Origin of the sequence: Microbacterium hydrocarbonoxydans (assembly GCF_900105205.1) — a bacterium.
Taxonomy (GTDB): domain Bacteria; phylum Actinomycetota; class Actinomycetes; order Actinomycetales; family Microbacteriaceae; genus Microbacterium; species Microbacterium hydrocarbonoxydans.
On sequence record NZ_FNSQ01000005.1, the window covers coordinates 2,375,582 to 2,388,078 of the forward strand.

The following is a 12,497-nucleotide window of genomic DNA, read 5'->3' on the forward strand; positions in this document are numbered from 1 at the left end:
GTCACCGCGCGCTGAGGGCGGGAAGCACGACTCTGCGGGGACCGGCATCGGCCATGAGCGACCAGGCTCTGCCCGCATTCGGGCGCGCGTAAGGCGGCAGATCTCGCACGCCGGCCAGCTGTCGCAGGTCTCCGGGGTTCTCGACGCGGATGAGGATCTCCCCCTCGGCTCTGACGCGTTGCCACAGTGACCAGCTGCGCTGCCACGACTCGGTGTCGCCGACGAGCATCACCGGTCGCGTGCCGTCTGGCTGCTCGCGTCTCTCCGACAGCGCCACGACATCGCACTCCGGATAGGTCGATCCGAGCAGAGCCGCGACGGCGGATGTTCCCGCGGTGACCAGGCCGGTGAGAGCCGCGTGCGGACTCCACGAGACGACGCCCCTCGCGCGAGAGCGCACCCGGTGCGGCGCGCTTGCGTGCGGATCCTCCTCGCGAACCCAGACCGCCTGCACCTCACGGTCGAGCATCCTCATCCGGCCGGGAGGACGCGCCGGGTCGAAGCCGGCGGAATCTCCCCCTGCAGCGATGTGATCCACTCGGCTCGCCATCCGCAGCAGCCCTCGCACGGGGAGCATCTCGAGGATCCGGCCTGCTGCGCCTCCTGGCCGAGTGGCGGTGAGCACGAAGGTGGTGCCCGCGGCTGCGCGCAGCGTCTGCTCCCACAGTCGCGCCAGGTGCTGCGCGTACTCGGCCGGCAGGCCGACGAGCTGCGCATCGATGTCATCGCACACCACCAGTGCGGGGAGTCGTCTGCGGCCCTCTGCGAGAGCCGTGATCGTGTCCCAGGCGCTCTCGAGGTCGTCAGGAACTCGGAGCGCATCCGCACGCTGCGTCATGAGCGCACGCAGGACCGATGTCCGTCCCGAGCCTGGACCTCCGAGCACGGCGAGTCCCCGATCGATGCCGACCGCGAGGGTCTCGATCGGCTGCCTCTGCTGCTCGGGCTCGTCCGCGAGACCGAGCACGACACGGTCGTCCGGGGAGCCGCCACGGAGGGCGGCGAGCGGAACGATGCGGGGAAGCGCCGGAAGCCAGGGGCTCTGCGGCGGGGTGCTCTGGCTCCACCGCTCGACGATGTCGGACCTGTCCGAGGCCGTGGTCACACCCACCCGCATCAGGACGGCGACGGCGTCCTGAGGACGCCGCACCAGGGCGAGGCCGCGTGAGCCGAGCCCACCGGGCAGGTCGGCCGCCGCATCGCTGCCGATCACGAAGCGGCTGTCGGAGGCTTCGGAGACCCGCAGGCTCAGGCGGAGCGGGCAGTTCGCTGCGAGAGCCTCCCGGACGACTCCGGCAGCGCGTTGCGTGCCGAGGATCAGGTGCATCCCCAGCGCCCGGCCACGCGCGGCGATGTCGGTGAACACCGCTCCGAGATCGGAGTGCTCCTGCAGGAGCGCCGCGAACTCGTCGACGACGATCACGAGGCGCATCAGACCGACCTCGCGCACATCCCGTGCGCCGGCTGCAGCGAGGATCGCCTCGCGCCGACGCAGCTCGGCTGTGAGGCTCGAGACACCGCGTCGCGCACCGCGCTCGTCGAGATCCGTGATCACTGCCGCAACGTGAGGCAGGGACCGGAGCGGCTCGAAGGCGGTGCCGCCTTTGAAGTCCGCAAGGACGAAGCTCACCTCCTCCGGGCCGTAACGCCCGGCGATCGCCGTCACCCATGACACCAGGAGCTCGCTCTTGCCGCTGCCTGTCGTCCCGGTCACGAGAGCGTGCGGGCCGTCATCGACGATGTCGAGCACCACGTCACAGCCCTCTGCTCGACCGACCGCCACCGCCAGCCCGTTCGAGGTGGACTGCGAAGCGACCTGATCGAGGTCGGCCAGGCGCACGAGGTCGGGGATCCGGTCCCCGCCGTCGATGTCATCTGGGCGGACGGCGGCCGCTGCGACCGCCTGCACCTGCGAGAGACACTCGACGCCCAAGGGCATCACTCCCCGCGGCGTGCGCATCCGGGCGCTGTGCGGCTCGAGGACGTCGATGACGGTCGTGATGCCCTCCGGCACGGCCGCCTCCCTCTCGAGCGCCCAGATCACCGCGTCCGAGGCCGGGCGCGGACGACCGCCGTGCGCCAGGCCGAGGCGGAACGCTCCGGGGCGCAGCACTTTCGCCTGCGAAAGATCGGCCACACCCCACTCATCGAGCCCCTCTCCGACGAGCGAGATCTGAGCCGCACCGAACCGCAGACTCATCTGGACGACGAGTGCCCGCACGACCGACTCCACGACCGGTCCGCACCCGCGCACCGCGATCCCGCCGCCGAACGGGACGACGACAGGGATCGCCTCGATCGCCGTGCACCGCCGCCGGAACTCTCCGCCGCGTTCGTCGTCGCCCCCCGTCACGCGGATCCTGCTCTCCCCCGGGCCGCTGCCCACCACGACCTCGGTGGTCGCATCGACGGGCTCTGCACCGCGCAACGGCGGGTCGGCGAGAGCCGTCGCCGCATCGGGATGCCGGTGCCACCGCAGCATGCGCTCGTCATGGTGCAGGCGCGTGAGCTGCTCCTCGGCAGCGGACCACGCCGTGGTGCTCTCGCCTCGGGCACGTCGGTGCGCCGAGCGGCGCGACCGCGCCCCGTCGATCAGAGAGGCCAGGATCATCAGCGGGCCCAGAGCGGCGAAGCACAGGGACAGGAGGGATCCCGTCACCATCCAGAGCACGACTCCGGCAGCAACCGGCACCAGCGCCGCGACGAAGGGCGTGGGTGGCCTCCGCGGAGGCACGACCGCAGGAGGCAGGGTGATCGACGGGGAATCCATGCCGACCAGTCGACATCATCCGACTGCCGCGCGGGGGCCGTCCACAGCCCGGAGGAGCTATTCCTCTTCGGACTCGTTTGTGGAGGACGGCTCTTCGGCGATCTGCACGATCACGAGCGTCACGTTGTCGCGGCCGCCGTTCTCGAGCGCTGCCGCGAGCATCGCCTCCACCGCCGCCCCGGGGTCGGCGTTCTCGCGCAGGAAGTGCTGGATGCCGTAGTCGGTCAGCTCTTTGGTGAGGCCGTCGGAGCAGATCACGAAGCGGTCGCCGACCCGCACGTCGAGGGTGACGTAGTCGGGGGCCGTGAGCTCGCTGGCTCCGACCGCGCGCGTGATGACGTTGCTGTACGGATGGCCTTCGGCTTCTTCGGGGCTGATCTTGCCCGCAGCGATGAGTTCCTGCACGACAGAGTGATCGGTGGTGACCTGGACCAGCCGGTCATCGCGCAGCAGGTAGACCCGGGAATCCCCGATGTTGAGCGCGGCCCAATGCGGCTCGTCGTCCTCGTACTCGAGGAACACACCGGTCAACGTGGTGCCGGTGCCCTCGTCGGTGGTCTCGGGATGGTCCGCGATATCTCCGACGGCGAGTTCCAGCGCACCCTGGATGGCTCCCCGCTCGACCGATCCCGAAGCGACGACGGCTTCCAGGCGCTTGACCGTGCTCTGGCTGGCGATCTCGCCGCCCGCGTGACCGCCCATGCCGTCAGCCACGATGAACAGCGGGTACTCCGCGAAGAACGCGTCCTGGTTGGTCTCGCGGCGCCGGCCGACATCGGTGACGCCAGCCCAGGACAGCACCAGCCGTCGCTGCGCCACCGTGACGCTGCGCGTCTTCGTCGTCGTGTCAGACACTCGTAGCCTCCGAAATTCCCGTGCGTCGGGCCGCCCCGGGATACTCACACATCGTAGTGGACACCGAGACGCTCACACTCGCGCCGCGGGGTCTTCGGGCAAGGGGAACAGCGCATCGATCGCCGCCGCATCGTCGGCATCAGGCCGCCAGGCGCTTCCGGCCTCCGCATTCGCCTCGACCTGCTCGGGCGAGGTCGCTCCGGCGATCACACTGGAGACTGCCGGGTTCACGAGCAGCCATCCGAAAGCCGCCTGCAGCATCGTGATCCCGCGGTCTTCGCAGAACACCGCGAACTGCTCCAGCGCGGCCCACGGGGCAGCCTCCCAGACGTGTCGACGACTGGACATGATCCTGCTCGATGAAGGGCCGCCCTCGCGCGTGAACTTCCCCGTCAGCAGCCCGTTGTGCAGCGGGAAGTACGGGAAGAAGCCGAGGCCGTATCGCTGCACTGCGGGAAGCACCTCGCGCTCTGCGGCGCGTGCCAGCAGGGAGTAGTGGTTCTGCGCCGACACGAAGCGTCCCGTGTGCCGCTCCCTGGCGGTGAACTCCGCCTCCGCGATCTGCCAGCCGGTGAAGTTCGAGTGGCCGTAGTACCGGATCTTGCCCTCGCGCACCAGCTCGTCCAGCGCGTCGATCGTCTCGGCGACCGGAGTGTCGGCATCCGGCAGGTGCAGCTGATACAGGTCGATCCAGTCGGTGCGGAGGCGTCTGAGAGACTCCTCGACGGCGCGGCGGATGTAGCGGCGCGACCCGCGTGCGGCCGGGAAGTCGTATCCCATATCGCGCTCGTGGCCGAACTTCGTGGCGAGGACGACGCGATCCCGCCGCCCGTCCAGCGCCTGTCCCATCAGCGTCTCGCTGGTGCCGGCCGTGGCACCGTACATGTCGGCGGTGTCGAGGAGGGTGATGCCGTTCGCGATCGCCGCGTCGATCACCGCCCGCGTTCCCTCGAGCGTCTCGGTCGCCGTTCCCGTGCGTCCGAAGTTGTTACACCCGAGGCCGGTCGCAGAGACGAGAAGGCCGGAGGCACCTACCCGGCGGTGAGAGGTGAGCATGCATCCACGCTATCGGGTTCGGAGACAGCACAGAGCCCCCGACCGGGGTCGGGGGCTCTGTGTCACATCATCAGGCCGGAGGCTGAGTGGGATTCGTCGGCGGAGCCGGCGGAGCTGCCGGGGGTGCCGGCGGAACCTGCGGAGCTGCCGGCGGAGCTGCCGGCGGAGCCGTGGGGGGCTCACCAGGAGCACCGGGAGCCGAAGGACCGGCGGGCGGCGCGTAGCCGGGCTGTGCGGGCGGCGCGTAGCCGGGCTGTGCGGGCGGCGCGTAGCCGGGCTGGGCCGGCGGCGCGTACCCCTGCGGGGCCGGAGGCGCGTAGCCCTGCTGCGGTGCACCGTAGCCCTGGGGCGCGCCGTAGGCGGGACCGGCGGCCGGACGCGGCTGGACGGGGATGCCCTGCCAGACCGTGCGGTCAGCGAGGAAGCCGTTGTTCGCCCACGAAGCCGGAGCGATGTTCGGGTTCCAGCGCGACTTGTCGAAGGCGTTGATGCCGAGCCAGACGAGCGAGAGGAAGATGTAGAGGACGACCCAGACGGAGTCCTTCTGCAGCTTGAGTCCCACACGCCAGGCGGCGAGGACGGCGACGATGGCGAAGCCGATCCCGACCAGCCATCCGAGCACCGGAATCCAGGTCAGCAGGCTGGCGAAGACGAGCCAGGGGTTCACGTCGCCCAGCTTGAAGAAGATCATGAAGTTGTAGTACGGAACCCAGGCGCGCCACTTGCCCTCGACTCCGGCCTTCTCGAAGATCTTCATGAGGAACAGGGCGCTGAGGACGTAGCCAGCGACAGCGATGATGAAGATGAAGACGCCGTAGATCAGCCAAAAGGCGGCTGCTGCGGCCCCGCCTCCGTCATAGTTATACGATGACGCGATTGCCGCGCTGACGTCGCCGATAAATGAGAACATGAACCCCTCCGGATCCGATGGAGCAGACGCCTTGCGCGCCGCGACACCAACCATATCGGTGTGCCGATATTCGGGGCAACGACACACGCGGGGAGAAATCCCCACGTGTCATCCACGTCATTCCGCGACGACGAGCTCGATCACGCCGGGCTCGGATGCATCCCGGAGAACGATTCCCCGCGAATCCGCCCACGTCCGCAGGGTCCGCACCGAGCGCACCCGCGGCCGGTCCTCGGCGAGTGCGCGCGTGAGCAGCCCCTTCGACTTCTTGTTGAAGTGGTTGAGCGCCTTGCCGTGTTCCGTGACCACCCGGACGTAGACGGACGGGACGGATGCCGGGACCGGTCCGAGTGCCACGTAGGCCTCGCTGCGGAGATCCAGGACGAATACCGGATCCTCGTCCGCGATCGCCGCGGTCGTCGCCTCCGCCCAGTGTCGACGCAGCGCCGGGAGTCCCGGCAGCGAGGTCCCGGCGGCCAGACGGTAGGCCGGAAGCGGATCGAGTGCGGCCACCGGGCCGAGCGGCGCCGAGTGGATCCACACGTGAGAGGCGAGCCACCGTCTCGACGCCGTGCTGAGGGTCGCGGCGTCCAGCGCATCGAACAGCACGCCGGTGTAGCGGTCGACGGCGGGCATCGTCGGGGCGGAGCGGAGCATCCGGTTGTGCGCGATGTCGCCCGCCTGCTTCGGACTCAGCTTGAGGACCGAGCGTGCGGTCTCCTCATCCGCCGCGAGGTCGACGAGAGCGTCGATCACGGCGTGGCGCCGATACGAGAGGGCCGTCAGCGCGAGGGCGTCGAGGTCGAGCGGAGCACCGTCTCCCCCCGGACGCTTGGTCTCGGACGGCGGCAGCAGGATCTTCATGGGACCTCGGGGATGCAGACACGTCCGCCCCGACACCGGAAGGTGCCGAGGCGGACGTGAGGAAGAACAGATCAGGCGATGAGCGCGGCGTTCCCGGCCACGATCGTCAGGACGTCGCCCTCCATCGAGAGGAAGCCGTCCTGCGCGTTGGCGAGCACCTTCGTGCCATCCGTCTGCGTGATGCGGACCTGGCCCTCGGCGAGGATCGCCAGGACCGGCTCGTGGCCGGTCATGAAGCCGATCTCACCCTCGACGGTCTTGGCGACCACGAGGCTCGCCTCTCCCGTCCAGACCTCCGCATCCGCGGAGACGAGGCTGACATGCAATGCCATGGTCAGCCGTTCTCCTTCTGGATCTTGGCCCACTGCTCTTCGACATCGGAGATGCCACCGACGTTGAAGAACGCCTGCTCGGCGACGTGGTCGAAGTCACCGCGGGTGATCGCATCGAACGACTCGATGGTCTCCTTGAGCGGGACGGTCGAACCCTCGACACCCGTGAACTTCTTGGCCATGTAGGTGTTCTGCGAGAGGAACTGCTGGATGCGACGTGCACGCGACACGACGATCTTGTCCTCTTCGGAGAGCTCATCGACACCGAGGATGGCGATGATCTCCTGCAGCTCCTTGTTCTTCTGGAGGATCTGCTTGACCGTGGTGGCGACGCGGTAGTGGTCCTCGCCCAAGTAGCGGGGGTCCATGATGCGCGACGTCGAGGTCAGCGGGTCGATGGCCGGGTACAGACCCTTCGACGCGATCTCACGAGAGAGCTCGGTGGTCGCATCGAGGTGGGCGAAGGTGGTCGCCGGAGCCGGGTCGGTGTAGTCGTCGGCCGGCACGTAGATCGCCTGCAGCGAGGTGATCGAGTGACCACGCGTCGAGGTGATGCGCTCCTGCAGGAGGCCCATCTCGTCGGCGAGGTTCGGCTGGTATCCCACGGCCGAGGGCATGCGGCCCAGCAGCGTGGAGACCTCGGAACCGGCCTGCGTGAAGCGGAAGATGTTGTCGATGAAGAGCAGCACGTCCTGTTTCTGCACGTCACGGAAGTACTCCGCCATCGTCAGAGCCGACAGGGCGACGCGCAGACGCGTTCCCGGCGGCTCGTCCATCTGGCCGAAGACGAGGGCGGTCTTGTCGAAGACGCCCGCCTCCTCCATCTCGTGGATGAGGTCGTTGCCCTCACGGGTGCGCTCGCCGACACCGGCGAACACCGACACACCACCGTGGTCCTGCGCGACGCGCTGGATCATCTCCTGGATGAGGACCGTCTTGCCGACGCCGGCGCCACCGAACAGACCGATCTTTCCACCCAGCACGTACGGGGTGAGGAGGTCGATCGACTTGATGCCGGTCTCGAACATGGTGGTCTTCGACTCGAGCTGGTCGAAGTTCGGAGCCTTGCGGTGGATCGGCCAGCGCTCGGTGACCTCGATGGTCTCGCCGGGCTCGAGGTTCAGGACCTCGCCGATCACGTTGAAGACCTTGCCCTTGGTGACGTCGCCGACGGGGACCGAGATGGCCTCGCCGGTGTCGCGCACTTCCTGGCCACGGACGATGCCGTCGGTGGGCTTCAGAGCGATGGCGCGGACGAGGTCGTCGCCGAGGTGCTGAGCGACCTCGAGGGTGATCTCCGTGGACTCCTCGCCCATGACGATCGTCGTCTTCAGAGCGTTGTAGATGTCGGGGATCGAGTCGTGCGGGAACTCGATGTCGACAACCGGACCGTTGACGCGCGCGACGCGCCCGACGACCGCGGTCGCCGGCTGGTCAGCCGTAGCGGTGGGGGTCATTTCTTCGTCTCTTTCCTGATGGTCTATTTGCTCGACGAGAGGGCGTCGGCGCCGCCGACGATCTCCGCGATCTGCTGCGTGATCTCCGCCTGACGCGCGTTGTTGCGCAGACGGGTGTAGTCGGTGATGAGCTTGTCGGCGTTGTCGCTGGCCGACTTCATCGCCTTCTGCGTCGCGGCCTGCTTGGCGGCAGACGACTGCAGGAGGGCGTTGAAGACGCGGCTCTGGATGTACACCGGCAGGATCGCGTCGAGGACGGTCTCGGCATCCGGCTCGAACTCGTACAGCGGGTAGACAGCGCTGCCCGCCTCCGAGTCGTCGGCCTCCGTGATCTCCAGCGGCAGCAGGCGCACGGATTCCGGCGTCTGCGTCATCATGCTGACGAAACGGTTGTACACGAGGTGGATCTCGTCGACGCCGCCCTCGTCCGCACCGCGCGAGAAGTCCTCGAGCAGCGTGGCCGAGATCTCCTCCGCCGTGTGGAACGACGGGGTGTCGGTGTCACCCGTCCACTCCGCGGCCGCCGCGATGCGACGGAACTGGAAGTAGCCGACGGCCTTGCGGCCGATGAGGTAGAACACCGGTTCCTTGCCCTGACCGCGCAGGAGCTCGGCGACCTCCAGACCCTCACGGAGGATCTGGGAGTTGAAGGCTCCGGCCAGTCCACGGTCCGACGAGAAGATCACGACCGCGGAGCGGCGGATCGTCTCGGGCTCGCGGGTGAGCGGGTGGTCGACGTTCGAGTGCGTCGCGACGGCGGACACGGCCCTCGTCACGGCCCGCGCGAAGGGGCTGGACGCTTTGACGCGTGCCATCGCCTTCTGGATGCGCGAAGCCGCGATGAGTTCCATCGCCTTCGTGATCTTCTTGGTCGTCTGAGCAGAAGAGATCTTCTGCTTGTAGACCCTGAGTTGAGCGCCCATGAAATCAGTTCCTCACGCGATTACGCGCGACGACCCTTGACGATCTTCTCCTGGTTGACGTCCTCAGCCTCGGCTGCAGCGTGCTCCTCGTGACCGGGGGCGCCGATGGCGTGGCCCTTGCCACCCTGGAACTCCAGGAGGAATGCGTCGGTGTGCTTGTCGAGCTCGGCGACCGTGTCGTCGTCGAGGACATTCGTCTCGCGCAGGGTGTCGAGCACCTTGGTGTTGCGACGCAGGTAGTCGAGAAGCTCGCGCTCGAAGCGCAGGACGTCTTCGACCTCGATGGTGTCGAGCTTGCCCTTGGTGCCGGCCCAGATCGAGACGACCTGCTCCTCGACGGGGTACGGCGAGTACTGAGGCTGCTTGAGCAGCTCGGTCAGGCGCGCACCGCGGGAGAGCTGACGACGCGAAGCCGCGTCGAGGTCGGAGGCGAACATCGCGAACGCCTCGAGGGAGCGGTACTGAGCGAGCTCCAGCTTCAGCGTTCCGGAGACCTTCTTGATCGACTTGACCTGCGCGTCACCACCGACTCGCGACACCGAGATACCCACGTCGACCGCAGGACGCTGGTTGGCGTTGAAGAGATCGGACTGGAGGAAGATCTGGCCGTCGGTGATCGAGATCACGTTGGTCGGGATGTACGCCGAGACGTCGTTCGCCTTGGTCTCGATGATCGGCAGACCGGTCATCGAACCCGCGCCGAGCTCGTCGGAGAGCTTCGCGCAACGCTCCAGCAGACGGGAGTGCAGGTAGAAGACGTCACCCGGGTATGCCTCGCGGCCCGGCGGGCGACGCAGCAGAAGGGACACGGCACGGTAGGCCTCGGCCTGCTTCGACAGGTCGTCGAAGATGATGAGGACGTGCTTGCCGCCGTACATCCAGTGCTGGCCGATGGCCGAGCCCGTGTAGGGGGCGAGGTACTTGAAGCCGGCGGGGTCGGATGCCGGAGCCGCCACGATCGTGGTGTACTCCATGGCGCCGGCCTCTTCGAGCGCACCGCGGACACCCGCGATGGTCGAGCCCTTCTGGCCGATGGCGACGTAGATGCAGCGGACCTGCTTGTTGACGTCGCCCGACTCCCAGTTCGCCCTCTGGTTGATGATCGTGTCGATCGCGATGGCGGTCTTGCCGGTCTGGCGGTCGCCGATGATCAGCTGACGCTGACCGCGGCCTACTGGGATCATCGCGTCGATCGCCTTGATGCCGGTCTGCATCGGCTCGTGCACCGACTTGCGCTGCATGACGCCGGGCGCCTGGAGCTCGAGCTCGCGCACACCCTCGGTCGCGATCGAGCCGAGGCCGTCGATCGGGTTGCCGAGCGGGTCGACCACGCGGCCGAGGTAGCCGTCGCCGACCGGAACCGAGAGGACCTCGCCCGTGCGGGTGACTTCCTGGCCGGCCTCGACGCCGGTGAAGTCACCGAGCACGACGACACCGATCTGGTGCTCGTCGAGGTTGAGCGCGAGTCCCTTGGTGCCGTCCGCGAAGGTGACGAGCTCGTTCGCCATCACCCCGGGAAGGCCCTCGACGTGCGCGATGCCGTCCGCAGCGTCGATGACGGTGCCGACCTCGGTCGCCGCGGCCCCAGTGGGCTCGTATGCTGCGGCGAAGTCCTTCAGCGCGTCACGGATGACGTCGGGGCTGATCGATAGTTCTGCCATTGTCTTCCCTTTGTATCTGGGTGCGCGGTTCCCCGCGCGAAGTCGTGTTAGCCGGCGAGCTTCTGGCGAAGATCGGCGAGACGGGCGGAGATGCTGCCGTCGATGACGTCATCGGCGATCTGCACGCGCAGGCCTCCGACGACGGCGGGGTCAGAGACCTCGTTGAGCGACACCGTGCCCTCGTAGCGCCGCGAGAGTGCGGCGCTGAGGCGGGTGCGCTGTGCGTCGGTGAGCGGCGTGGCGCTGTGCACCGTCGCCACCACGCGGTCGCCCTGACTTGCGACGATGCGCGTTGCCCGGTTGAGCATCTGACGGACCCGACGGTCGCGAGGCTGGCGCACCAGCGACGAGACGATCAGAGCGGCCGCGTCACTGACGCCGCCGGCCAGCAGCTTCTCGACGAGCGCACCCTTGGCGTCCTCTCCCCCGAGGCGGCTGCCGAGCGCGAGCTCGAGTTCCGCGTTCGCGGCGATCACGCGGGAGAAGCCGAAGAGCTCTCCCCCGATGTCCGCCTGAGGATCGGCGATCGCCGCGGCTCGGATCGCGAGCTCCTCGATGCCGTCGACCAGCTCGGAAGCCTTCGACCAGCGCTCGGCGACGACGGTCTTCAGGACGCTCTGCGCACCCTGGGAGAACCCGCCGAACACCGCTGCGACGACGTTCTGTCGCGCCACGGCCGGAGCCGCGGGGTCGGCGAGCGCGCCGCTCAGCTGGGACGACTCGGTCACGGCGCGTGCGGCTGCGAACAGCTCCCGCGCCGTGTCGAGGGTGACGTCCTTCGCTGCGGCAAGCGTCTGGATGGATGCCGCGAGTGCCTGAGTGGTCGCGCTGCCCATTACTGAGCCGCCTTCTCGGATGCTTCGAGGTCGGCGAGGAAGCGATCGACGACCGCAGTCGCACGGGCATCGTCCGAGAGCGTCTCGCCGACGACGCCGCCGGCGAGGTCGATCGCGAGCGAGCCCACCTCGCTGCGCAGCGAGACGAGGGCGGTCTGCCGCTCGGCCTCGATCTGCGTGTGCGCGGTCGCGGTGATGCGAGCAGCCTCGCTCGACGCAGCCTCCTTGGCCTCGGCGACGATCTTCTTGCCGTCCTCACGGGCGGCCTCGCGGATCTCGCCGGCCTCGGTGCGCGCCTCGGCGAGCTGCCGGGTGTACTCCTCGAGCGCGGCCTCTGCCTGCTTCTGGGCCTCGTCAGCCTTGGCGATGTTGCCCTCGATGGCGGCTGACCGCTTGTCGAGCATCGCCGTGAACTTCGGAAGGGCGACCTTCCACACGACGATGAGGATGACGAGGAACCACAGACCCGACCAGATGATGTCGTACCACGCAGGGATCAGCGGGTTGTGCGCTTCACCCTCTGCTGCGAGGTTCGTGACAAGAGCGTTCAGCATCCTGTCTCCTTCAGAAGTCGGTAGAGATTACGGGAAGGGGATGAATCCGACGGCGATGCCGACGAATGCAAGCGCCTCGGTGAAGGCGATACCGATCCACATGAGGACCTGGAGGCGGCCGGCCAGCTCGGGCTGACGAGCGACACCCTCGATGGTCTTGCCGACGACGATGCCCACACCGATGGCCGGTCCGATGGCTGCGAGGCCGTAGCCGACCGAAGCGAGGTGGCCGTTGATGTCTGCGAGAACCGTAGTAGCGTCCACGGGTTTTTCCTTTCG

Annotated in this window: 12 protein-coding genes; all 12 read right to left on the reverse strand. The window is 68.1% G+C overall.

Features of this window, described 5'->3' with window-relative positions; translation table 11 throughout:
• Position 1: 1 nt before the first annotated feature.
• Complete coding sequence (locus tag BLW44_RS11790; RefSeq protein ID WP_060928064.1) at positions 2-2,770, reverse strand: FtsK/SpoIIIE domain-containing protein; 2,769 nt, start codon at positions 2,768-2,770, stop codon at positions 2-4.
• A gap of 57 nt (positions 2,771-2,827) precedes the next feature.
• Positions 2,828-3,625: a PP2C family protein-serine/threonine phosphatase gene (locus tag BLW44_RS11795; protein ID WP_060928065.1), complete on the reverse strand. Its 798-nt coding sequence runs from the start codon at positions 3,623-3,625 to the stop codon at positions 2,828-2,830.
• Positions 3,626-3,697: 72 nt separating this feature from the next.
• Positions 3,698-4,681 (reverse strand): aldo/keto reductase, encoded by a 984-nt coding sequence (locus BLW44_RS11800; RefSeq protein WP_060928066.1) that lies wholly within the window; start codon positions 4,679-4,681, stop codon positions 3,698-3,700.
• A 70-nt stretch (positions 4,682-4,751) separates the two neighbouring features.
• Complete coding sequence (locus BLW44_RS17795) at positions 4,752-5,591, reverse strand: hypothetical protein (protein ID WP_074731783.1); 840 nt, start codon at positions 5,589-5,591, stop codon at positions 4,752-4,754.
• Positions 5,592-5,708: 117 nt separating this feature from the next.
• Positions 5,709-6,455: a YaaA family protein gene (locus BLW44_RS11810; protein WP_060928367.1), complete on the reverse strand. Its 747-nt coding sequence runs from the start codon at positions 6,453-6,455 to the stop codon at positions 5,709-5,711.
• A gap of 71 nt (positions 6,456-6,526) precedes the next feature.
• Entirely contained in the window at positions 6,527-6,787 is a 261-nt protein-coding gene (locus BLW44_RS11815; protein ID WP_042541845.1) for a F0F1 ATP synthase subunit epsilon, read from the reverse strand.
• A 2-nt stretch (positions 6,788-6,789) separates the two neighbouring features.
• A complete protein-coding gene (atpD, locus tag BLW44_RS11820; protein WP_060928366.1) occupies positions 6,790-8,244 on the reverse strand; it encodes a F0F1 ATP synthase subunit beta in 1,455 nt (484 codons plus the stop codon).
• A gap of 23 nt (positions 8,245-8,267) precedes the next feature.
• On the reverse strand, positions 8,268-9,167 hold the full coding sequence (locus tag BLW44_RS11825) for a F0F1 ATP synthase subunit gamma (RefSeq protein ID WP_060928365.1): 900 nt from the start codon (positions 9,165-9,167) through the stop codon (positions 8,268-8,270).
• 20 nt (positions 9,168-9,187) lie between these two features.
• Positions 9,188-10,828 (reverse strand): F0F1 ATP synthase subunit alpha, encoded by a 1,641-nt coding sequence (atpA, locus tag BLW44_RS11830; RefSeq protein ID WP_060928364.1) that lies wholly within the window; start codon positions 10,826-10,828, stop codon positions 9,188-9,190.
• 47 nt (positions 10,829-10,875) lie between these two features.
• The gene (locus BLW44_RS11835) at positions 10,876-11,664 is read right to left on the reverse strand and encodes a F0F1 ATP synthase subunit delta (RefSeq protein WP_060928363.1); all 789 of its coding nucleotides are present in this window, start codon (positions 11,662-11,664) and stop codon (positions 10,876-10,878) included.
• Complete coding sequence (locus BLW44_RS11840; protein WP_060928362.1) at positions 11,664-12,218, reverse strand: F0F1 ATP synthase subunit B; 555 nt, start codon at positions 12,216-12,218, stop codon at positions 11,664-11,666. The genes BLW44_RS11835 and BLW44_RS11840 overlap by 1 nt, the downstream gene beginning before the upstream one ends.
• A 27-nt stretch (positions 12,219-12,245) precedes the next feature.
• Entirely contained in the window at positions 12,246-12,482 is a 237-nt protein-coding gene (atpE, locus tag BLW44_RS11845) for an ATP synthase F0 subunit C (RefSeq protein WP_042541851.1), read from the reverse strand.
• Positions 12,483-12,497 lie beyond the last annotated feature (15 nt).